Origin of the sequence: Odoribacter splanchnicus DSM 20712, assembly GCF_000190535.1 — a bacterium.
GTDB lineage: Bacteria > Bacteroidota > Bacteroidia > Bacteroidales > Marinifilaceae > Odoribacter > Odoribacter splanchnicus.
In genome coordinates this window covers 1,549,762-1,572,057 of sequence record NC_015160.1, presented here as the reverse complement: position 1 = coordinate 1,572,057, position 22,296 = coordinate 1,549,762, and the positions used below count along the sequence as shown (strand labels likewise).

The following is a 22,296-nucleotide window of genomic DNA, read 5'->3' as shown; positions in this document are numbered from 1 at the left end:
AGGAAAATTGAATTGATAAAATCGCTGGAACGTAATGGAGCAACCTTTATTTGGCCCGGTATTTATTTTCCCGGAGGATATTCAGGACTTTTTCTTTCACTTCTCCCTGAATGATGATCTCTCCGTCTTTTACCGATCCGCCGACTCCGCATTTGTTTTTTAGCAGTTTGGCCAGTTCTTTCAGATCGTCTTCCCTGCCTACAAAGCCCTGTACTAAGGTGACCGTTTTCCCTTTACGTTGTTTGGAGTCGAGCATTACTCTCAGATTTTGTTTTTCCGGGGGTAATGTCTCGTCTTCTGTCTCGTTATTGTATTCGTAATTATAGTTCGGATCAGTGGAATAAACTACATGGATTCGGTTCTTTTTATCTGCTTTCATAAACTAATATCTTAAATTCCTGAGATGATACATCCCTAATCTTTCATCTTCACTTCTCTCCCATCTCTTAATAGAAATACAAATATAGAACTTTTTGTTTAATTTTCTGTTAAAGGGTTGTTTGTGAGAAAATAGCCACTAATTTTGTATCACCAAAAGGTGGAATTGAAAAATATTCCATACGGCCCATATAACAAAGAACTATAAACGTATAAAAAATGAATAAGATTCTGAAAAAAACGTACTTCTCTGAGAAGGTGGTGCAAATGGTCGTCGAGGCTCCTTTAATAGCTAAATCCAGGAAACCGGGTAATTTTGTGATTGTACGGGTAGGTGAAAAAGGCGAACGGATGCCGTTAACGATTTCGGACGCTGATCCGGTGAAAGGTACGATTACGCTTGTGATCCAGAAAATGGGAGTTTCTTCTACCAAATTATGTAATCTCGAAGAAGGAGAATATATAACGGATTTGGTAGGACCATTGGGCAAAGCGACTCATATAGAGAAAGTGGGAACCGTGTTGGCTTGTGGAGGTGGTGTCGGTGTGGCTCCTCTGTTGCCGATTATACGGGCCTTTAAGGCTGCCGGTAACCGGGTAGTGAGTATTTTGGCTGCTCGTACTAAAGAACTGATTATTCTGGAAGATGAAGTGCGCAAAGCTTCCGATGAAGTGATCATCATGACCGATGACGGAAGTTATGGTAAACAAGGAGTTGTAACCGTGGGGATGGAAGAAGTGATCGGCCGTGAAAAAGTGGATCTGTGTGTAACTATCGGACCGGCTATCATGATGAAGTTTTGTGCTTTACTCACTAAAAAATATGAAATCCCGACCATTGCCAGCTTGAATGCTATCATGGTGGACGGTACCGGTATGTGTGGTGCCTGCCGGGTTACTGTCGGTGGAAAGACCAGATTTACTTGTGTCGACGGCCCTGAATTCGATGCCCATCAGATTGATTTCAATGAGATGTTGTCTCGCTTGGGAGGTTTTAAAGGGGCGGAAACCGAAAAAATGGAGGAATTCGTACATCATGGCGAATGTGCTCTGAGCGATCGGAATGCCGATTGGCGGAAAGCACTGCGCGAAACTGTGAAAGCGAAAGAGCGTACGATGATCGAAAGGGTGAAAATGCCCGAACGTACTCCTCAGGAACGGATCTCTAGCCAGCGCCTGGAAGTGAATACCGGGCTGACGAAAGAAATGGCTATGCGGGAAGCCCGGCGTTGTCAGGATTGTGCTAATCCGACCTGTATGGAAGGCTGTCCTGTTGGGATCGATATTCCAGGATTTATTAAAAATATCGAGCGTGGAGAGATTCTTGAAGCTGCTGCCGTATTGAAAAAGACCAGTGCTCTGCCGGCAGTGTGCGGACGGGTATGTCCACAGGAAAAACAATGTGAATCGAAATGTTTCTATCTGCAAAAAATGAAAAAAGCACCGGTAGCTATCGGTTATCTGGAACGTTTTGCAGCTGATTTCGAACGCGAATCCGGTCAGATGGCGATACCCGAAGTGGCTGCTCCCAACGGAATAAAAATAGCAGTGATCGGTTCAGGACCCTCGGGACTTTCATTTGCCGGAGATATGGTGAAGAGAGGCTATGAGGTTACGGTTTTCGAAGCGCTCCACGAGATTGGAGGGGTATTGAAATACGGTATTCCTGAATTCCGTCTGCCGAATCATATCGTAGATGTGGAAATCGGTAACCTGAAAAAAATGGGTGTGAAGTTTGTAACTAACTTTATCGTTGGGATGACCGAAAGTATCGAAGACCTGAAAAAGGAGGGTTTCAAAGGATTTTATGTCGCTTCCGGTGCAGGCTTACCTAATTTTATGAATATTCCGGGAGAGAATGCGAATGGGGTGCTTTCCTCTAACGAATACCTGACCCGGGTGAATTTGATGGGGGCTGATAACGAGTTTTCGGATACGCCGGTCTACCGGGGAAAAAATGTAGTCGTAGTCGGTGGTGGAAATACAGCGATGGACTCTGTTCGTACCGCTAAACGTTTGGGAGCCGAGAGAGCGATGATTGTTTACCGGCGCAGTGAAGAAGAAATGCCTGCACGTCTCGAAGAGGTGAAACATGCCAAGGAAGAAGGATGCGAATTTATCACTTTGACCAATCCGGTAGAATATATCGCTGATGAAAAGGGAAGAGTAAAACAAGTCAGGGTTCAGAAAATGGAACTTGGTGAACCCGATGCCAGCGGACGTCGTCGTCCTGTGCCGGTTGAAGGGAGCGAATACCTGATCGATGCCGATGTGGTAGTGGTAGCTGTCGGAGTTTCGCCTAATCCGATCGTTCCCCGTTCGGTGGCCGGACTGGAAGTTTCTAAGAAAGGTACGATTGTCGTGAATGATGCTACCATGCAGTCGAATCTGCCGGAGTTTTATGCCGGTGGGGATATTGTCCGGGGAGGAGCTACGGTGATCCTCGCTATGGGAGACGGACGCCGGGCAGCTGCTCATATGGATGCTCAGCTAAGATCGTAATCGGTCTTTATAGAGAAGGAGCTGGTCCAAAAGTTTTAGCTTTTGTGGTCAGCTCCTATCTGTTCTTTACCTCTTTCCTGATCCGGGTAAAAAAACGCCTCCAGCGATAGGCTTTCGTTTCGGGATCTTTGGCTGTCAGAATCAAGGTCGCTTTACCGATGATAAATTCTTCGGGGATAGGCCCCAGATAGCGCGAATCCTGAGAATTCCACATATTGTCACCGCCCATAAAATACCAGTTGGTACGGAAAGTATAACGCTCGACCAGTGAATCGCCACACCACACCTGACCTTCTCGCTCTTGCAAGTTCAGCCCACTTTCGTATTTAATCATTTTATAATAGATCTGGACAGCTGAAGTATCGATCGGTAAGGTATCCCCTTTACGGGGCAGATAAAGGGGACCGAAATTTATAAAGTTCCAGCCTAGCCGGTAGTCGAATGGATAAGTGTTGTATATTCCCTGCGGATATTCACCCCGATAATTGGAAAGCATCTCCTGATCGTTCAGATTGCCTATTCCCCGCCTACCGTTGATTTCATAAAATCCCCCTTTGATTTGCAGACTATCGCCCGGTATACCGATGCAGCGTTTGACATAGAAACGGGAAAGGTGCATACTGATCCTGTCCCATCCTCCTGAATAGGGAAAATTAAAAACCAGCACATCCCCATTATGAATTTTCGAGAAGCCTTTGATCCGGTAAGTTTCCGGTTCTGTTCGGTCTTTCAGAAAATCGAAATTTTTATACATCCGCGCACCGAAACTCAATTTATTTACCATAATAAAATCTCCCGGTTCTATCGTCGGTTGCATGGAGTCGCTGGGGATGGAATAAAAATCGACGACAAACAGTCGTAACAAGATTGCTATCACTAACGAAATAACGATGACTGCAATATATTGAAGTATATTTTTGATAATTTTTTTCATTATAATCTGATCGGAAACACCGTTTTATTGAACGGTTGAAGTTAACGATAATTTTAAGAATATATCACTTTCCACTATTTTTTTAACAATAGCCCGCTTTCTCCCTTCCCCGTGAGTTACAGCCTGAGGGGACCGCTTGCAAAAAATGTTTAAATTTGAAGAGAGTTTAAAGGAAAAATATGAAAAAGAACTGGTCGGTATGCCTGTGTATGTCAGAAGGGAGAAGTGAAGAATATGTTGAAATAGTGACAAAAAGAAAGGGAGGTAGAACCTGTAAGGATTAACTTGGGAATACTTTCCTTGGTTTCTTTTCCTCCCATGTAGATGAGTCGGCAGTGATCATCTAGTTATGCTTTCTATTGCTTGATTCATTATATAAAACTTTCAAATTAGCTCAGACCGGGCAAGAGCGATAATGCTTGCTTTTTTCGTTACGGAATAAACAAGAACGCTTTGCAACGTCTTTATAGTGAGGTCGGCAATCCTAGGTAACTCAAATATAGCGTTTGTTCTTGCCGGTCTGGCTATTTCAATACCTCATTATATTTTGAAATATGGGTAATTCTACAAAATATTCTGATGTTGTTTTTCTTTTTCTAATAGGTTAAGTCGGTTTATGAACTGTAGGCACGTAAATATTACTTGTTTGTATTTATTTTTTATATATTATTTTTAAATTAATTAATTTCTTTACTGAAATAAGAAAACTGATATAATTATATCATTATTTATAAATGTCAGTTTTTTCTCTTTTTTGAATATTGTTTTTTGTTTTTTCAAAAGCAAAATTATAAAAGATTTATATTTTTGTGCTAAAACAAGTATTCTATAATATTCTTTTTACAAAACTTTTATGTGGTGAATAATAATATAAAGATTATCAATGTATTAACGCTCCTTATGTTATTCTTGTTTCTCTTAGGACAAGGAGTCTGGATCTATCATGTGCGTGAATTGAAAGTTAAAGAATTCAAAATGCGGGCAGGTTATCTTCTTTCGGAAGTGGCGGAGGAATATATTGCAGACGAGGGGCTTAAGTATTTGGCTTATGGTAGAGATTCTTCTTTCCGTAATGGGAGATTAAGAGAAAATAAAGATGAAAAATGTTTTCCGGTAAATCATTTCTATGTGTTTTCTGAGGATAAAATCCACTTGGTATATGATGATTTGTACGAGAATCGGGAGCTCGATGTGAGACGACTCGATTCTTTATTGCGGAATGCCTTGACCGAACGTTCTATGCCTCCGTTGGTTTGTTGGGCCATCTCAGACCGGAATACAGGTCATATCTTACTCACTTGCGGGAAAGTTTCCGGCTCCGATAAGTTAATTCAGGCAGTGCCGGCAAATTTGGGATGCGGATTTCAGCATCACCTGATCGCTTCCTTCGAACTCCCTTTTGTATTCAACGCTTTTATGGGTATCTTGCTGGTGGAAGTTATTTTTTTACTCGGTTTTATATTGAGTTTATTGTGGCAATGGCATTACATTCACACTTTTTGGAAAACTTCGGAAGTAAAGATGATGGGGGCTGCTCATCTAGAACATGAGCTGAAAAAACCGATAGCGATTTTATTGAATGCAGTAGAGGATCTGATGGAAAGTAACAAAGATATCCTGACCGCACGGGAGCAGCTGAAATTGAAAATGATGCGGGTAAGATTGATCAAAATGGCTGATATGACAGATACTTTACTCATGATTTGTGGTAATTCCATGCCCCAATTCAAGTGTGCCGATTTGAATGTCAGACAAGAAATGGACATGGTACTCGAACTTTTCGAGATACTCAAACCCTATGCCAAAGTGAGTTTTCATATCACTCCCGAGGCTGCTTCGGCCTGTCTGGATCAGGTCTATTTCTTTTATATGGTGGTCAACCTTGTAGATAATGCTATAAAATATAGTGGTGATCATCCTTGTGTAACCATTGATTGTTGGAAAGAAAATGATAATTTTGTAATCGCTGTCAGAGATAATGGGATCGGCATTCCAAAACGAGAACAGAAGCGTATTTTCCGGGCATTTTATCGGATGAATACTAGGTGCGTGCGTAGAACGACGGGCTTTGGCTTAGGATTGACCTTTGTCCGGAAGGTGGTGGATACCTATGGGGGAGATATTCAGGTGGAAAGCAAAGTTGGAGTAGGCAGCAGCTTTATCGTCGTATTACCACAATAAAAACGGAAAATGACAATTTTGTATGCAGAAGATGATTCTATGACAGTCATGGAAGTTCAGGAAAAACTGGAGAATAATGGTTATGAAGTTATTGTCGCCTACGATGGCAATGAAGCCCTGGAAAAATTTATTGCCTGTAAACCCGATCTGATCGTTCTTGATGTGGATATGCCTGGAAAAGACGGACTCGAGGTCTTGCAGTTTATACGGCTTCAGGATAGTCAAACACCTGTCATTATTTATAGTTGCCTGATTGATGAAGAAAAACAGATCAAAGGTTTGGAATGGGGCGCTAACGTTTACTTACTGAAAAATTATAGTCCGACGCTGCTGTTAGCCCAAATCCAGCGATGCATTGCCCGAAGTGGGGAGGAAGTGATCCGTTTGAGTAAACAGGTCGAATATGATTTTTCGGCTTGTAACCTGAGGGTGTCGGATGTTGTCTATCACCTCACCATGTTGGAGAATAAGATATTTTCCATCCTATGTAAAAACCGCAATACCCTGGTTGCTCGCGAAGATTTACTGAAAGCAGGTTGGAATAGTCAGGCCCCTAACTGCAGTCTGCAACTCAACAAAATGGTCAGCCGTTTACGAAAATTGCTGAAAGGTGATCATTCGGTATATATCCTTACCGAAAAGCCCCTGGGTTATTGGCTTAAAATCGAACAATAAGCGGGACGTTTCCTGCAATGAGGTTGCAGGAACGGTAGCCTTCTACCGCAGAGTGCCGGTATAATTGTCAAGATTATACTCAAAGGAATAATATCGAAAATGTTCGAAAAATAAGCAAATATACCGAAAGCTAACAGACAACCGCTAAGACCGATTTGTCCGCAGCGAAGGGCATTGTAAAAAGCCGTGATCAGGAATAAGAGAAACCAGAGGAGACCTGGTATTCCGTTTTCTACCGTGATCCGTAAATATTCGTTAAAACAGTAGGAAGTATGGTTGTCGATAGCCCATATTTCAGGAGAATCGGGCGAAATAGAACCTTTTTCAGAAAGATGAGGAGTGGATACCAGTTGGCTGAAACTTCCTAAGCCATATCCCTGATCCGGAGATCGACGGATAAGTCCGACGCTTTGTTCCCATAAAAAAGTACAATCTGCTTCCGGATTTTTCATCGAGGTGTACATCGAGTCTCCGATCTTAAATAGGAGGACAAAAAGGAGTAGGGTAAAGAAAATAACCCTCTTCGGATACCAACGTAATAATAACTTATAGCTACGGAAAGTCCGGAAATGGTAGAGAACTACAACATAACATCCTATTCCTGCAATAAACCAGCAACAAGGATTCATGCTGGCTGGAATTAGAGTGAGCACCAGAAATGTACAGAATCCCGATAACACAGGTACAACGAGATACCTTTTACTCGGAGCATCGTTCGCCCGGAGAGCCAGGGAAAGAGATAACGGGAGCAGACAAGCCAAAAGACCGTCATAGCTTTCAGAATTTTGGAAACTGCCGCTCATCTGAGCTATAAGATGGCGGGGAGCTACGAAATCGTGGATCTGACCGAAACCTGCTATTGCTTCACCTAAGAAATAGAAAAGTAACCCTAAGACTACCGTTAGCTGAATATATTGGGAAAGTCCTGACAATATCCTTACCGTAAGATAAAGAATTCCCAACAGAATGAGATTAAATGCCTGTATATCTGAAAAATGAGAAGACTCACTGTTGAGAAAAGCATTTCCCATAAACAAAATACCCCATAAATCTTGGAGATGAAAATAAAACACCAGCTGCCGTACTGGTCCCAAATTTTTGTTAATCACTTGATTGCAAAACTAGAGTTAATACTTTGCCGACTCCATTGCAATTTAAAAAATCGCTTTCTGTTATCTAAAAACAAATGAAGAGGAACTTCAGAAAGATTGACTTGGGATTTCTATCTAACTTCGGTTCACTCTCCACCAAATAGTTGCTGTGTGTCAACTATTTAATCTTAGGGTTTTATCACCTACCTGATATTCTCCCCATCATTTATCATCTATGCTTCATTATTTGTTTTTGTCTTTACATGACAAACTTAGAAAAGATTATTTTTTCTAAAGAATGGTCTATGTTCTTTAATATACCAAAAATTAAAATAATCGATAATCTATTTATTGTGAGTTGTTTGTTGCTAAAACATTTTGATAAGAAGGAACTAAAAAAGGAGAGGAACAAGAAAAGTGGGCTTGGGAAATGTTTTTTTCCACTTTTACTATGCTCTCTCCTTTGCGTTGTATTTAGTTTTAACCGGCTGACTTTATATAACTAAAGTGATAAGCTACGGTTTACTTCTTCTTCATCTGTTGTTTATTTGTTTCTACACTGTAAATGTAGAAAAGATCTTTTTAACTAAAAAACAGTCTATATTCTTTAATATACCATTCTAAAAAATGATCATTAACTTGTTGGTAAACAGTGGTATCTGGTACAGACCACTCTTGAATACGTAGAGATCAGAGCCAAAATGTTACTGGTATAAAACACTTTTTAGCGTGTCGGTTATAGTGGAGTCGGTACAGGTGGAATGACTCGGACTATAGAAGTTGTGTTTTGTGATCTGGCTAATGCAATAAAATCCTTCGTGAGGGACCTGCGGACTATACCATTTATAAAAATAATTGGCAATTATAACTTTCGCCTGAAGAAATAAAAAAGGAGAGGAACGAGAAACGCAGCCCTTAGGAAAAAATAGTTAACTGCTCAACTTGCTCTCTCCAATACTCGTCGTCGGGTAGAATATCCCCTGCTTGAATCTATAAATTCAGCGTAATGATTTGAGGTTTGTTGCCTTCTTGTGACAGCGCATAAATTGTATTGTCCGCTGCATCATAGCTGATTGCTGAACAAGCATTCTGTAATTGATAAGTCCGGACATGTGAACCATTCCAATCGAATACTACGATTGTTTTTCCTTTGTCCACATCCAGATTATAATCTTTCAGGGTTCTTCCTGAATACAGAGCGAAAATATAATTCTCCGATACCGCCAAATCGCAGAATCCGAACAGGTTATTTCGGGAATAAGTCACCGGATGAGTCAGGCCACGACCTTTCGGACGATGTCTGTTGAATTTAACTCTTGGGGTAGTCATATGGACTTCATTGATACGACTCAGTTCGTTATCATGAATTTCACAGATATCCAGACAACCGGATTGCATATTAGCACAGGCGACTTTGGAATGCATAGGATTCAGAGCCAAAATATTACTGGCATAGAAAATACTTTTTAACGTGTCGGTTAGAGTGGGGTCGGCACAGGTTGGATAACTTACGCTATAGGAGTTGTACCCTGTGGCCTGACTAATACAATAACGCCCTGCAGTGTAGAGACCTGTGGATAAAATTCTTTCATCGAGTCGGATTGCTCCGAATGGAGTCTTTCCATCTTCTGCAAGACTGGTGAAAACAGGTCGGTAACCTGGCGTGGCATATTCGTTTAGGTCGATTTCAACCAATCGCCCGGAACCGAAATCAAAGGCTGAAACGATATCGCCTTGTAGATTCATGCTAATATAGTACATCCCTTCACCTTCGTTTTTTCCTGCCGGTACTAAACGGGTGACGTTGCCGCTTTCACTGTCGTATATGGCAAAACGATAAGCACTGTTCGGGGTCAGGATGGCATATAAGTTTCCTTTCTTTACAAATTTAGAAGGGGATACAATGTTTAATGCCTCTAAATCGATATTATCCGATTGAGCGTAATAAAGCTCTGAAACTTTCGTCCGTACCAACGGCGAAGCTTCACTCTCTAATCTCGGATCAGATTGACAACCTCCAACCAGGAGGGCAGAGATGATGATATAGTGTAATTTTTTCATACTAATTTTAATTATGCATTTCAGCACTTAATCCATCAAATGTTCCCATATTACCATTCTTGTCTATGCCCGTACATAAGTAACCTGCTTTTATACAGGTAGGAGTAAAATCGTCTCCGGATTCTTTTTCTGCAATCGCGTCTATATTATCAAAATATAAAATAGTTTCTTCAGAATTTGAGGAAATAATGAAATTGATAGATAAAGAAATAGAAAAGACTATTCCACCAATTAAAAATTTTACTTTTTTCTTCATTTTGAGTATTTGTTCGTTTTCGGATGGCAAACTTAGGAAAGATTCTTAATTTTGTAAAAAAATATATTCTATAATATTCTATAAATTAGGTGTATGAAGAGTAGAATACGTATAATGGGGCGTTTATCTGTGGTACTGTTAATATGTGTATTATTAGGACAAGGGGCATGGATGTATAGAGTGCGTGAAATGAAAGTCGATGAGTTTCGAAAAACTGCTGATTATGTATTGTAGGATATTATTCAGATTTTTTTGGATAATCAAGCTCCTTTTGCTATTAAGAAATTGAAATTAGGGTATAGTTTAGCTAATGAGGATGAATTTTGTTGGAAATACAATAATACAGAAAAAAGGCTTAAAATTAATTCAATGGAGAAATATATTAGTTTAGGCCGGCAAGTTGTTTATGATTGTTTATTTGAGAACAAATGTTTAGATATACAGAAGATTGCTGTTTTATATCATAAAGCATTACAAGAAAAAGGTATATCTGAAAGTCCTTATTTAATAATTAAGGGGTTAGATGGAAATAAGTTATTATTGTCAGATAAGCTTAATGTAGAACCTAATAGTATTACTACTTCTCCGCTAAATTTAGGATACGATTACAAACACCAAATCACGGCCTCCTTCAAACTTCCTTTCGTTTTCCGAGCCCTTAAAGGAGTATTATGGATTGAATTACTTTTTCTGATTGGTTTCGTTATTTGTTTAGTCTGGCAATGGAATTCGATAAAGATGACGCTAAGAAGTGTACGGGTACAGACCATGGGAATTGCCCATTTGGAACATGAGCTGAAAAAGCCTTTAGCTACGATGATTTCGGCGATAGGAGGGATGTTGAAACGGAAGGAATCTGTTTTATGTCCTACAGATGAAGTAAAGTTAGGGATGATAAAGGCACGTTTGATGAAGATGGCCGATATTACCGATACTATGCTGACCTCTTTAAAAACTTCGGTTTTGGAGGTGGAACGCGAACCGATCGACCTGCAACTGGAATTGGAGATGATCACAGAAATGTTTACGATGATCCGAAAACATGCCCGGGTGGAGTATCACATTGCCGAAGGACTCGGATACCCTTGCCTCGATAAAATATATTTCAATTATATTGTTATCAATTTAGTGGACAATGCTATTAAATATGGAGGAGCTCATCCGGTCGTTAAAATTAATTTCTATGAAGAGGGGACTGATTATATTTTGGTTGTTGAAGACAATGGCATGGGAATTGCACCTAAAGATCAAAAACAGATTTTTAAACAATTCTATCGTGTCAGAAATCAGCAAGTCACGAAAACAACAGGATTTGGTTTGGGGTTGACCTTCGTACATAAAGTGGTTTGTGCTTACGGAGGGAAAATACATATAGAGAGTGAAATAGGAAACGGTAGCAAGTTTTTAATTATTTTACCACAGGTATCATGGAAAAATTGAAGGTTTTATATGCAGAGGATGATCCTCTGACTGTGATGGAGGTTGCGGAGCAACTCGAAGAGAGGGGATTTGAAGTAATCGTAGCTACCAATGGGACGGAGGCACTGAAGCTGTTCCGGGAGCGGCAACCGAATGTTGTTTTGCTGGATGTCGATATGCCTGGTCATAATGGGTTTGAGGTGCTGCAAATTATCCGGCTTACCGACCACTATACACCGATAGTGATCTACAGTTCGTTAGGGGATGAAGCCAACCAGATGCGTGGACTCGAAAGTGGCGCCTATACCTATCTGGTGAAAAATTGCGCGCCTGCCGTTGTGGCAGCACAGGTGTATAATTGTCTAAGTAAAAATGGCAGTGATAAAATCTGCTTGGGAGAAAAATCATTTTTCGATCTGCTTTCCGGAGAATTATGGATCGGAGAAAGAAAAGAAAAATTGGTGGGATTGGAATTTAAAATCTTTACCATGCTTTGCCGTAACCGCGAGAAAACAGTTTCCCGTGAATTATTGATCAAAGCAGGATGGGATAAGGATGATTATAAATTGCATTTGCAGTTGAATAAATACATCAGTATTCTACGGCATAAAATTTCACTGACTTCGGCTTCCATTGTCACTGACAAATTTAACGGCTATATGCTCAAAGTGACCCGCTAGGGATTCCGGCCTGGAATCCCGGAGTTTAAAGAGGAGAGGGAACGTTGGTAGAGGGTCCAGATTTTATCGTTTTCGACCGGACTACCGATAAGCAGGACCCGGTTGAGCGAATCGAGCAGGAAAGTTTGGAAAGCCGGTTCGGCAGGAAACTGGTTGATTTTTTGCATATCCCCCTGCGGATCGTATAGGAAGGGTAGCTGACAACGATTGGCACGTTGCAGGATTTCCAATTCGTCGTAATTGTGGACCCAGGCAACGAATAGGATGTCGACATCGTAGCCCAGACTATCGATTTCCTGTTTCAATAATTGCCATTCGGCCAGTTTCATCCGGCATTCCGTACAACCACTGGTGTCGATGTAATTCAGGATTTTATATTTGCGTTCCTGAAAATCCGGGAGGATGGTATCCCGCCCTTGTACTTTTACCAATAAGGGATCCGGAAAAATAACTTCTTTATTTTTCCATTCTTCAACGATTCGAGCTATTTCTTTCCGGCGTGAATGGCAACTACAGAGGAGTAATACCACCAGGCAAATACTAAAAAATTTTACCATAATCGATAGATGTTTTCTATTTATGAATGCAAAATTAGAAAAGTTTTGTCAATCGTGTTTAAATTTCCAATTTGAATTTGTAAATAATCATATTTTCGGTGTCGAGATCTGGTTTGCCATACGCATAGTAATAAGGGGCTGAATAACCGAATATCCGAAAGTTGTCGGGTACATTGAATTCTGCTACCAGGGTCTGATTTTTATAGGCTTGAACGGTTTCCCCGCAAGAAGGTTCTCCATGATAAAAGTTTCTGAACAGGACTTTGGTTTCAGGGATGTATTTCAGGTAACGGTAAGAACCGAATTTTTTATAATCTTCCTTGTAATTGTTAGTGGCTTCTTCGAAAGTATTGGTTTCTCTGTAATCCGTATTCATCGGATGGCCGGCTAGGCCGAAAGATTGCAGGGTATTGTTCTTAAAGTCCGTTTGATAGATCAGGGAGTCGATCTGGAAAGAATAAAATAAGGTATTTTCTGTATCGGTATCGAATAGAATCGACTTGAAATTAGGAATATAACGGTACTGTTTATAAATGGGAGAATGGGTACACATCATCCGTTCTACTTTGCCGGTACGGGGATCGATGAGTCCCAGGGTATAACTGTTTTCATAAAAATGAGCTGCCTGGCTGTTCGAACGGAAACCGTTGTAAGTAATACAGTCGGTAACGATAGCGATGGCCAGATAGTTTCCCAGTGGGCATAATCGACCGGTAAAGTGTTCAATTTCGTAAATTCCACTTTCGTCAGGACCTGGAGAAGCGAGCAGGATTTCGGGGGTTTTATCGTTTTGCCAGTCGATCCGTAACTGTTGTTTCCCTCCCCAACTTTGATCGAAAATATTCAAATGCCAGTCGTTTATAATTGCATAACCTCCTTGTGGGAGTGCGGTAATCTCATAGATCCCCTGTATTTCCTGCGGACCTCTTCCGTAGGATAGATGGGTACCCAAAAAACGCCCGTCCCGATCGTAGAGGAATAGGGTAGATTGTTCCCGGTCGGCAAAACAAAGGGTATCTCCCAGAAAAAGAAAACTCCCTAGCAGGGAAGTCATTTCGTTTTCATTACCGGCATCGATTCGTATGGTATCGAAATTGACGGAAGATATCGGATGAGCGGAACGTGACGAATAATGAGTAATTTGTGAATAATCGGTCTTATTCCGGGCTTCCGGGATGTTGCTTTTACAATTTATGAGGAAAACGAGGAGCAGACAGCTGTAGATAAAGACTTTTATCATGACGGATTAGGGTTTAAAAAAGTGATTGAAAAGGATGGTTCTGGCCGTTTGGGCTTTCATCAAATGAAAAGCCCGTATTCATGGCGTAGATTTACGCAATGGCCTTTACATTCTACCGATTTATAGTAGGAGGCAGGGGCATAATACCGGACATATTCTTTTTTCGCCGGGTATTTTTTGTAAAGTTGTTTGTGAGTGAGAGCGAGAAGTCGAGGCAGTGGTTGTGCGAGGACTACTGCTTCGGGCAATTCGGTGATTTTTTCTTTTAACCGGACGTTCGGATGTTGTTTCACTTCTTGAAAAGGCAGGGCTTTCATCTCATATCCCAGGCATTGAAAAACGAGTTGTTGCCGAGCGGGGATATGGAGCCCCTTTATTTCTACCTCACCTTTTTCATTAGAGGCTCCGAGAAGATACGATTCGGGATATTGCAGGACTACGGCTCCGATGATGATCTGGCCTTTTTCGTCTGTAATCCGTAAAGTCAATGAATCTTGTTGGGCTGTTCCGGACTGACTCAACAAGAAGAGAGGCAAAAGGTAATAAAAAATTTTTTTCATAGATTTTCAGTAATAGGCTATCAGAGTGGTAACCGATATTTGTTGATTGCATTTTCTTCAGAAGAACTTACGGTATAAAGTATATTGCTGTCTTCGTGGACATCTATACCATTGGTATAGTGATCGAGCAAAAATTTCCGGATCAGCTTACCGTCGAGGTCGTATACTAAAAACAAATTGCCACCATCAGGAGTAGGCTGCCCCTTCATCATTTTTTTGAGTTCTTCTTGGTGATCGGTGCCCGAGAATAAGGTGTAGATGGCTTTTTTCCCGACTTGTACATCCTGATAACCCTTGATTTTGCCGACAAGGAGTCCGTTTTTATCACTCAAAAAATCAGGTTCACCTCCTTTGCCGACAATGAACCGGGAAGAATCCGACGCCAGGTTATGGATTTCCAGTAATTCTCCGTTTTGGGTGACAAGGACTAATAGGTGATTGTCGGGATTATAGTCGAGATAAGAGTTCCATAGTGAGGCTGTCATCGTCGGGTAGGCTTTGTTTTTTGCGGTATTTCCCCACGGAATCTCGTATTTTTTGTTCAGCAGATGTCCACAAGTATCGATAAATGCAATCCGTTCCGGTCCGTCGAAATTGAGCAAGGCAAACCCTTGGTCCGTCCGGCAAAAATTCAGTATCGGAATGCCGGCTTGAGGGTAGTCGATTATCCGGGCAGGGGAAATGCGTTGTTGCATCAGACTGTCTTTCCGGAAGATCGAAAGGCGGGCCCGGCTAGTGTCGAAAACATAAATATGTTGCTTGTCCATACAAAATCCCCCTGTCGAAATATATTCTTCCGGCCCGCGGCCGTTCACGGCAAAGGAAGTGATGAATTGCAGCTCAGGATAAGAATAGAGATGATAGAACCGATCTCCTCCATGCAGGTCCCAAATACACATTATAGAATCCTGTACTTTTATTTTATATGGATATTTCATATATAGGTCACTGTTTTTTAACAAACATTCCGAAGTCAGGGGAACGATCTCCCCGTTATCTCCGGATGGGGGAGTGGGTTTACAGGAAATCAGGAGTCCTGCTAACAGCAGGAAAAGTAGAGTTTTATTCATATGCTTGATTTTATTCATTTGTAACCTGGTGGTCCATTTGATCCGGTCAAAAACCGAGATATCACATGTAGGACGGAGGACGAGCTGATTAGTTACAGCTTAAAATCAGATAATGAATAAAGTTTTAAAAAGGATTACAAGTTATATTAGTTAAGGGAGCCTGGTTTCGGTTTTGGGGGATTTTGGGAATAGGTGAAAAGACGTCGGCTACATTCATCTATGACCAGAAAAAATTCGGATTGGGGATAACAGTAACAATCTTCTTGGAGAGTTGCTGAGTTACTGAGTTAAAAGAGTTGCTGAGTTAAATAAGTTTTCAATAAAATTACACTGAATTGAAATAAGTATGGGGATTATAAACTCTTCTCAACTTAATAATTCTTTTAACTTCTCCAACTCATATCTTAGTTACTCAGTAACTTAGCAACTCTTTTAACTCATCAACTTATCAACTCTTTTTAATTTTTTCTGCCATAGCTTGGGCGATAGCTTTACATTGCTCGATGTCGGAAGATTTCATAGCTCCGAGTGCTTCATTGGGTTCTGCTACCACTTCCCACTTCATTTTTTCTGCAAAAGCTTTCAGTCGGGGGATGGCTCCGCCTCCCCAGGTTTTATTACCGAAATAGGCCAGAAGGTGATTTTTAATGCCCATATTTTCCAGTTCGCACAACAGGGTTTCCATAGTTGGGAAGATACCGCCGTTATAGGCACAACTGCCGAGGATCACTCCTTTGTAGCGGAAAATATCGTTGATGATATAAGAAGGATGTGTCTTCGAAGTGTCGTGGATCCGTATCTTTTTAACGCCTTGTTCGGCGAGGAAACGTCCGATCGTGTCCGCCATCTGCTCCGTGTGACCGTACATACTGCTGAAAGCGATCACCACTCCTTCTTCGGTTTCGTATTTACTCCATTTTTCATATTTAGCGATGATATCACACACATGTGAGCGCCAGATCGGACCATGGGTGGCACATATCGTGTTGAAAGTGAGTGTATTCAATTTCTTCAGGGCTGTTTGTGCCGGCATACCGTATTTCCCGACGATATTCGAATAATAACGGCTGATTTCCTCTTCCAGGTAATCCAGATCGACCTGGTCATCGAAAATACCACCGTCCAGGGTTCCGAAAGCTCCGAACACATCCCCGCTGAATACGATATTCTCGCCCGGTAGATAGGTAACCATGGTTTCGGGCCAGTGCAACATCGGAACCATATAAAAATTCAGGGTACGTTTACCGATGTTCAGTGAATCGCCTTCCTTTACTTCGAGCAAGTTGGAATCTACTCCGTAATAATTTTGGAGCATGGGGAAAGTTTTACAGTTGCCCACTACCGTCAGGTCGGGATAATGGCAGAGCAGGTTTTTGATTGCTCCCGTATGGTCCGGTTCCATATGATTGATGATCAAATAATCAACCTTCCGGCCTTGGAGCACAGCTTGCAGACTATTCAGATAATCATCCATCCGGCTGCGTTCGACGGTATCTATGACGACTACTTTTTCGTCTGCAATCACATACGAATTGTAGGCTACTCCTTTAGGGAGAGGCCAGTAGTTTTCGAAAATATGAGTTCTTCTGTCATTTACGCCGATCCAGTAGATGTTGTCTTTGATTTTGATAGCATTATTCATATGTCGTTGATTTAATCTTATATTCTTTGCAAAGTTAGTTAAAAGGTCGAAAACCTCAAAGGCGTAAAATAGAAAAGGCCGAAGAAATTATCATAACTTCCTTGGCCTTTCAAAACTTTTACGTCACAAATGTCTATTTTATACCCAATTTCTTTTTCAGGTCTTTGGGAAGAGCATCTTTGTGAATCATCACTGAAGTAGTCTTGTAAGCTACAAAAGGATAAGAAGCATACAGGTATCCCTTGTATTTACCATAGTCACCCCAAGAGTTTTTCACGATGAAATATTTATTTCCGATTTGATCGACAGCTTTACCTATTACATGCATGCCATGGTCGTCGGTAGTCAGTTTATTGTCGAATTCTTGCTGACGCAGTTCCTGGGTAATTTCTTTTTCTTTACCCGGTTTCTTTAGCAATTCGGCTTGTTGTTGTGTTTTCGGCATTTTCACCCATTTCGCGATTTCAGCGTCGCTCATTTCTTTGATGTTCACATCCGGAACAACAGCCAGGCCGTCGCGTGTGAAACCGATTTCAGAAACGTCTGATCCCCAGGAGAAAGTGTAGCCTTTGTCGATCGCTTTGTCGAGTACATCCATCAATTCATCCAACGGAAGATTGTATGACATTTCGCCGATCCAGTTATCTTCTACTTCCAGAGCGAATTGAGTATAGAACGGATGGTGGGTGAAAGAAGTCAGGCTGACATAATCGTCCATATTCAGCCCACAGGCATCTGTTGCGAAAGTCATCGGAGTATATTCTTTTCCTTGCCAGGTGAATTTTTCCGGTTTTTCGCCCAGATAAGCATTCAGTATACCGTCATAACCTCTTAACCACGCAGTGCTTAATTTTTTGTTAGGATTGCTGACAACAGCGTCCAGATAACCTTTCAGGATAGCATCCAATTCGCCGTGTACATGTACTTCTTCGCCGTAGTTCAGGCCGCTGTATAAAGACAACGGAACAATACCGTAGTTCCGGATTGCCCAGGTCACATCGGCAGAAGCGCCTCCCTGTCCGAAGTTTACATGGCCGTTCATCCGTACATATTTATCTCCTTTGGCATGATAGGTGTTCCATACGACATACATCGGAGACAGGCTGAGCGAATCTTTGCCCATACGCATGATTTCAGATTCCAAAAAAGAAATAGTCGACCAGGACCAACAGGTTCCGGCACGATCCTGCGATTTAACACTTGTTGTCGGAAGGCGTTTGATATCCGTAAATTTGTAACCTTCCTGATCATTCTTTTGTTCCTGGGCATTCACGGTCACTGCACAAGCTAACAGTAAGCCCAAGGTGAAACAGGTAAATTTTCTCATGTTTGTAAATAGTTATTGATATAAAAAAAATCTAACGTTTGCGATGCTGCCAAAGGTAATCAATTGAAAATTTAAAAATAAGTCTCAGCACGGAAATGCCGAAGTTTTAAGAAAAAAATAACACTTTACATCTCGTTGCTTTCCTTTTGGATCTTTTTCCATAAACAGATCTTTCCCCAAAAGTGATATTTCCGGTTGCAAATCCAGATGAAGATCACACCGGCGACAAGCATCGTCAGCGTGTCGAAATGCGAAGCTGTCGGATGCAGGTCTTTGAAAAGGGCGTGGGTTTGCAGGGTAGAAGAATCGGAGGTTATGGTGATGGCTGCTATAATATTATTGGCCATATGCAATCCCAGGGATAATTCCATGCCGTCGTCTTTCACCGCTACAAAGCCCAGGATCAATCCCATCAGAATGTATTGGGGAAGGGCCACCCACATGCCGAATTCTTCGACTTCGGGGTTGGCGCCGTGCAGGATGCCGAACAGGACACCCGTGATAACGACAGCTACCCAGCGGTATTTGAAGAGCAGGGCCGACCACTGCATGAGGTATCCCCGGAAAAGCAACTCCTCAAAAGAGGTCTGAAAAGGAAAAAGGAGTAGCGAGATAACGACCAGAATCAGGAAATGAACCGGTTCGAATTGAAATACCAGATGGGAGGTATCTCCGAAAAGGAAAGGGAGGGCCAGGGTGATCAGGGATAAAATACCCCAGACGGCAGCACCGAAAAAAATCCTGCCCCAATCTATCCGTTGCCGGCCGGTTACGATATCTGCCGTTTTTTTATGATGGATATATTTAACACAAAATAAGATGGTGAAGAAACCTACGGCAAAACTGAGTAAGGTTAAAGCCAACCCTGTATTCGTACTTGTGGCTGCCGATATATCCCCTCCTTGCAAGATGGAAGGGTCTTCCATAATCATATATCCCACCAGGGGAAGACTGCCGATTTGTGTTGCAGTGAAAATAATCAGTAACGAAAAAATGTAGAAATACCATTGATTTCGGCCGGAGTAAACTTTTTCTAGGAACATCGGTAAAAAATTAAAAATTAGAAGTTGAAGAGCAAATGCCTCATTTTAGCATTTGCTCGAGTGAATATTCGTCGGATATCAACACTTGCCGGGCTTTGCTTCCTTCGAAGGGACCGACGATGCCGGCTGCCTCGAGTTGGTCCATGATACGGCCGGCCCGGTTGTAGCCGATAGAAAACCGCCGCTGGATGGAAGAGGTGGAACCCTGTTGGGTGCTGACTACGAGCCGGGCTGCTTCTTCGAACAACGGATCGCGTGATCCCGGGTCGATGTCGTTGAGGCCGTTCCCTTCGTTTTCAGGTACATATTCCGGTAGGGCAAAAGCACTCGGATATGACTGTTGGCTGGCAATATGGTGGGTGATCGCATCTACTTCGGGAGTATCCACAAAAGCACATTGCACCCGTGTCATCTCACTACCTACCGATATCAGCATATCACCACGTCCGATCAGCTGGTTGGCACCCGGTGAATCCAGGATTGTCCGGGAGTCGATCATGGAAGCGACCTTAAAAGCGATTCGGGCCGGGAAGTTGGCTTTGATCACCCCGGTGATGATATTCGTAGAAGGCCGCTGGGTAGCGATGATCATATGAATACCTACAGCACGTGCCAGCTGGGCGATCCGGGCGATCGGGGTTTCTACTTCCTTACCGGCAGTCATGATCAGGTCGGCGAATTCATCCACAACCACCACGATATAGGGAAGGTATTTATGTCCATTATTGGGGTTCAGTTGTCTTTTGATGAATTTTTCATTATATTCTTTAATGTTTCTTACCTGTGCCATTTTGAGCAGGTCGTAACGGCTGTCCATTTCAATACACAGGGAGTTGAGCGTATTGACTACTTTAGCGGTCTCGGTGATGATCGCTTCTTCTTCATCCGGCAATTTGGCCAGGAAATGTTTTTCTATGATAGAATAGATACTGAGCTCTACTTTTTTAGGATCGACCATCACAAACTTCAGTTGGGACGGGTGTTTCTTGTAAAGCAGTGAAGTGATGATCGCATTCAATCCGACCGATTTACCTTGTCCGGTAGCTCCGGCAACCAAAAGGTGGGGCATCTTTGTCAGATCGAAAGTATACGTCTCGTTAGAGATGGTTCTGCCCAAAGCTACCGGCAAAGCGTATTTGGATTCCTGGAATTTCTTGGAAGCGATGATACCGCGCATGGAGACTACCTCCGGATTTTGGTTCGGCACTTCGATACCGATCGTTCCTGCTCCGGGAATAGGGGCGATGATCCGGATGCCCAAAGCAGAAAGGCTAAGCGCTATGTCGTCCTCAAGGTTTTTGATTTTGGAAATCTTGACACCCGGAGCCGGTACGATCTCATACAAGGTGACGGTCGGACCGATGGTTGCTTTGATCTTGGTGATTTCGATTTTGTAATTACGCAACGTTTCTACAATCCTGTTTTTGTTGGCATCCAATTCTTCCTGGGTGACTTTCGGATTACCGGAGGAATGCTCTTCGAGGAGTTCTAAACCGGGATATTGGTAATTGGACAGGTCGAGGGTCGGATCGTAATCTTCGGTCGGCTGGTTCTGATCGACGGTTTCTTCCTGATCCTTATTGCTGATGGTCAAGGTGATGTCCTGATCGTTTCCGGCCGGTAAGTCGGTATCTCCTTCTTCTTCATCATCGGTAGACGATTTTGCTCGGTCATCCGATAAATCCGATAGTTCCTGGCTGAATTCGAAATCGTTGATAGAAGCGGACATGCGGTTGAAACCTTGTTGCAAGGTGATTGCTTCCGGATTTTGATCCGTTGTTTCTTTCGGTGCTAACAAACGCTCCGGTTGACTGGAAAAATCGGTATCCTCCGGTTGGAACGTACCGTCGTTGTCATGGGGAAAATCCTCTTGTTCTTCGTCTGCGTTCTCCTTGTCGGAATCGCTTGTTGTATCTTCGTCTTCGGGATCTTGTTGTGCGTCGGCTTGCCGTTGTGCTTCTTCACGGGCAGCTGCAGCACGGGCTTCCCGTTCGGCTAGTGCGGCCAGTGCCTTTTCCTGGTGACGGCGGATTTGTTCTTTGATATAATCGACACATTTATAGAAAGTCCGTTCGAATCCGAAAAACAGAATGGCGATAAAAGTGAGGATCAGAATCAGCATAGTCCCGATACGTCCTACCAATGAGTTCAACCAGACGCTGACAAAATGTCCATGGCCTCCCCCCGGGAATAGGTAGCCTGTGCCGACTTCGAAAAGATTGGAAATACTCTCCGAGAGAAAACCCAGGAATAAAGAGATCCAAAGAATAATACACATACCGATGAATAACCTGCGGCTGAAGTTTTTTACTTTGATACTCCCCAGACGGAAACTGCATAATAATAAAAGATAGCAAAGAATGAAAGAAGATATACCGAACCACCGGTTGATCAATAGGTCCGAAATCCAGGCTCCGATCTTTCCGGCAGGATTACTGACTTCGATTTCCGGATTGGTAATGATTTTCCCCCAGGGACCATCGACCAGACTTTGATCGATACCTCCCGAAAAGAAGAAACCGATCAGGGCGAAGAGAATATACAACGATACCAAAGCCAACGCAATTCCCAGAAGGATACGTGTCCGTTGTTCTTTTAAAAATTCCGGTAGCAAAGAAACCTGTTTTTTCTCCGTTTTGGAGGAAACAGGTTTATGTTTTATTTTTTTCATCTTTACAAT

Annotated in this window: 18 protein-coding genes; 5 read left to right on the top strand and 13 right to left on the bottom strand. The window is 42.2% G+C overall.

Annotated features, from left to right (window positions below):
* Window positions 1–46: 46 nt before the first annotated feature.
* Window positions 47–379, bottom strand: a complete 333-nt coding sequence (locus ODOSP_RS06585) for a translation initiation factor (RefSeq protein ID WP_013611586.1) — start codon at window positions 377–379, stop codon at window positions 47–49.
* 218 nt (window positions 380–597) lie between these two features.
* Here ODOSP_RS06585 and ODOSP_RS06580 point away from each other — a divergent pair, with 218 nt between their 5' ends.
* Window positions 598–2,880, top strand: a complete 2,283-nt coding sequence (locus tag ODOSP_RS06580) for a bifunctional dihydroorotate dehydrogenase B NAD binding subunit/NADPH-dependent glutamate synthase (protein ID WP_013611585.1) — start codon at window positions 598–600, stop codon at window positions 2,878–2,880.
* 55 nt (window positions 2,881–2,935) lie between these two features.
* Here ODOSP_RS06580 and lepB read toward each other — a convergent pair whose 3' ends face one another.
* Window positions 2,936–3,814 (bottom strand): signal peptidase I, encoded by an 879-nt coding sequence (gene lepB / locus ODOSP_RS06575; protein ID WP_013611584.1) that lies wholly within the window; start codon window positions 3,812–3,814, stop codon window positions 2,936–2,938.
* A gap of 900 nt (window positions 3,815–4,714) precedes the next feature.
* On the opposite strand from lepB, the gene ODOSP_RS06570 reads away from it, so the two are divergent.
* A complete protein-coding gene (locus ODOSP_RS06570) occupies window positions 4,715–5,995 on the top strand; it encodes a sensor histidine kinase (protein WP_013611583.1) in 1,281 nt (426 codons plus the stop codon).
* Window positions 5,996–6,004: 9 nt separating this feature from the next.
* On the top strand, window positions 6,005–6,670 hold the full coding sequence (locus tag ODOSP_RS06565; RefSeq protein ID WP_013611582.1) for a response regulator transcription factor: 666 nt from the start codon (window positions 6,005–6,007) through the stop codon (window positions 6,668–6,670).
* Here the strand turns inward: ODOSP_RS06565 and ODOSP_RS06560 are convergent.
* From ODOSP_RS06560 to ODOSP_RS06550, 3 genes are all read right to left on the bottom strand, one after another.
* The gene (locus ODOSP_RS06560) at window positions 6,646–7,764 is read right to left on the bottom strand and encodes an O-antigen ligase family protein (protein ID WP_113028684.1); all 1,119 of its coding nucleotides are present in this window, start codon (window positions 7,762–7,764) and stop codon (window positions 6,646–6,648) included. The genes ODOSP_RS06565 and ODOSP_RS06560 overlap by 25 nt on opposite strands.
* A 987-nt stretch (window positions 7,765–8,751) precedes the next feature.
* Window positions 8,752–9,822 carry a BF3164 family lipoprotein gene (locus ODOSP_RS06555; RefSeq protein ID WP_013611580.1) on the bottom strand — a complete coding sequence of 357 codons (1,071 nt, stop codon included), beginning with the start codon at window positions 9,820–9,822 and terminating at the stop codon, window positions 8,752–8,754.
* Between the two features lie 7 nt (window positions 9,823–9,829).
* On the bottom strand, window positions 9,830–10,078 hold the full coding sequence (locus ODOSP_RS06550) for a hypothetical protein (RefSeq protein ID WP_041556498.1): 249 nt from the start codon (window positions 10,076–10,078) through the stop codon (window positions 9,830–9,832).
* 252 nt (window positions 10,079–10,330) lie between these two features.
* On the opposite strand from ODOSP_RS06550, the gene ODOSP_RS06545 reads away from it, so the two are divergent.
* Entirely contained in the window at window positions 10,331–11,518 is a 1,188-nt protein-coding gene (locus ODOSP_RS06545) for a sensor histidine kinase (RefSeq protein WP_147347779.1), read from the top strand.
* Window positions 11,506–12,177: a response regulator transcription factor gene (locus tag ODOSP_RS06540; RefSeq protein ID WP_013611576.1), complete on the top strand. Its 672-nt coding sequence runs from the start codon at window positions 11,506–11,508 to the stop codon at window positions 12,175–12,177. Before ODOSP_RS06545 ends, ODOSP_RS06540 begins: the two co-directional genes overlap by 13 nt.
* On the opposite strand, the gene ODOSP_RS06535 is transcribed toward ODOSP_RS06540, so the two are convergent.
* From ODOSP_RS06535 to ODOSP_RS06500, 8 genes are all read right to left on the bottom strand, one after another.
* The gene (locus ODOSP_RS06535; protein WP_013611575.1) at window positions 12,174–12,734 is read right to left on the bottom strand and encodes a redoxin domain-containing protein; all 561 of its coding nucleotides are present in this window, start codon (window positions 12,732–12,734) and stop codon (window positions 12,174–12,176) included. The genes ODOSP_RS06540 and ODOSP_RS06535 overlap by 4 nt on opposite strands.
* A gap of 58 nt (window positions 12,735–12,792) precedes the next feature.
* Window positions 12,793–13,974, bottom strand: a complete 1,182-nt coding sequence (locus tag ODOSP_RS06530; RefSeq protein WP_013611574.1) for a hypothetical protein — start codon at window positions 13,972–13,974, stop codon at window positions 12,793–12,795.
* A gap of 59 nt (window positions 13,975–14,033) precedes the next feature.
* A complete protein-coding gene (locus ODOSP_RS06525; protein WP_013611573.1) occupies window positions 14,034–14,534 on the bottom strand; it encodes a hypothetical protein in 501 nt (166 codons plus the stop codon).
* A gap of 20 nt (window positions 14,535–14,554) precedes the next feature.
* Complete coding sequence (locus ODOSP_RS06520; RefSeq protein ID WP_013611572.1) at window positions 14,555–15,604, bottom strand: TolB-like 6-bladed beta-propeller domain-containing protein; 1,050 nt, start codon at window positions 15,602–15,604, stop codon at window positions 14,555–14,557.
* 448 nt (window positions 15,605–16,052) lie between these two features.
* Window positions 16,053–17,246 carry an FprA family A-type flavoprotein gene (locus tag ODOSP_RS06515; RefSeq protein WP_013611571.1) on the bottom strand — a complete coding sequence of 398 codons (1,194 nt, stop codon included), beginning with the start codon at window positions 17,244–17,246 and terminating at the stop codon, window positions 16,053–16,055.
* A 133-nt stretch (window positions 17,247–17,379) separates the two neighbouring features.
* On the bottom strand, window positions 17,380–18,573 hold the full coding sequence (locus tag ODOSP_RS06510; protein WP_013611570.1) for a C1 family peptidase: 1,194 nt from the start codon (window positions 18,571–18,573) through the stop codon (window positions 17,380–17,382).
* 125 nt (window positions 18,574–18,698) lie between these two features.
* Window positions 18,699–19,616 carry a CPBP family intramembrane glutamic endopeptidase gene (locus ODOSP_RS06505; protein WP_013611569.1) on the bottom strand — a complete coding sequence of 306 codons (918 nt, stop codon included), beginning with the start codon at window positions 19,614–19,616 and terminating at the stop codon, window positions 18,699–18,701.
* Between the two features lie 40 nt (window positions 19,617–19,656).
* The gene (locus ODOSP_RS06500) at window positions 19,657–22,287 is read right to left on the bottom strand and encodes an FtsK/SpoIIIE family DNA translocase (protein WP_013611568.1); all 2,631 of its coding nucleotides are present in this window, start codon (window positions 22,285–22,287) and stop codon (window positions 19,657–19,659) included.
* Window positions 22,288–22,296 lie beyond the last annotated feature (9 nt).

Bases quoted from the DNA above. Each gene is read 5' to 3' on its own strand.
- ODOSP_RS06555 (WP_013611580.1), bottom strand. From the start codon at position 9,822: ATGAAAAAATTACACTATATCATCATCTCTGCCCTCCTGGTTGGAGGT.
- ODOSP_RS06550 (WP_041556498.1), bottom strand. From the start codon at position 10,078: ATGAAGAAAAAAGTAAAATTTTTAATTGGTGGAATAGTCTTTTCTATT.
- ODOSP_RS06570 (WP_013611583.1), top strand. From the start codon at position 4,715: ATGTTATTCTTGTTTCTCTTAGGACAAGGAGTCTGGATCTATCATGTG.
- ODOSP_RS06565 (WP_013611582.1), top strand. From the start codon at position 6,005: ATGACAATTTTGTATGCAGAAGATGATTCTATGACAGTCATGGAAGTT.
- ODOSP_RS06580 (WP_013611585.1), top strand. From the start codon at position 598: ATGAATAAGATTCTGAAAAAAACGTACTTCTCTGAGAAGGTGGTGCAA.
- ODOSP_RS06525 (WP_013611573.1), bottom strand. From the start codon at position 14,534: ATGAAAAAAATTTTTTATTACCTTTTGCCTCTCTTCTTGTTGAGTCAG.
- lepB (WP_013611584.1), bottom strand. From the start codon at position 3,814: ATGAAAAAAATTATCAAAAATATACTTCAATATATTGCAGTCATCGTT.
- ODOSP_RS06530 (WP_013611574.1), bottom strand. From the start codon at position 13,974: ATGATAAAAGTCTTTATCTACAGCTGTCTGCTCCTCGTTTTCCTCATA.
- ODOSP_RS06585 (WP_013611586.1), bottom strand. From the start codon at position 379: ATGAAAGCAGATAAAAAGAACCGAATCCATGTAGTTTATTCCACTGAT.
- ODOSP_RS06500 (WP_013611568.1), bottom strand. From the start codon at position 22,287: ATGAAAAAAATAAAACATAAACCTGTTTCCTCCAAAACGGAGAAAAAA.
- ODOSP_RS06505 (WP_013611569.1), bottom strand. From the start codon at position 19,616: ATGTTCCTAGAAAAAGTTTACTCCGGCCGAAATCAATGGTATTTCTAC.
- ODOSP_RS06515 (WP_013611571.1), bottom strand. From the start codon at position 17,246: ATGAATAATGCTATCAAAATCAAAGACAACATCTACTGGATCGGCGTA.
- ODOSP_RS06535 (WP_013611575.1), bottom strand. From the start codon at position 12,734: ATGGTAAAATTTTTTAGTATTTGCCTGGTGGTATTACTCCTCTGTAGT.
- ODOSP_RS06510 (WP_013611570.1), bottom strand. From the start codon at position 18,573: ATGAGAAAATTTACCTGTTTCACCTTGGGCTTACTGTTAGCTTGTGCA.
- ODOSP_RS06540 (WP_013611576.1), top strand. From the start codon at position 11,506: ATGGAAAAATTGAAGGTTTTATATGCAGAGGATGATCCTCTGACTGTG.
- ODOSP_RS06520 (WP_013611572.1), bottom strand. From the start codon at position 15,604: ATGAATAAAACTCTACTTTTCCTGCTGTTAGCAGGACTCCTGATTTCC.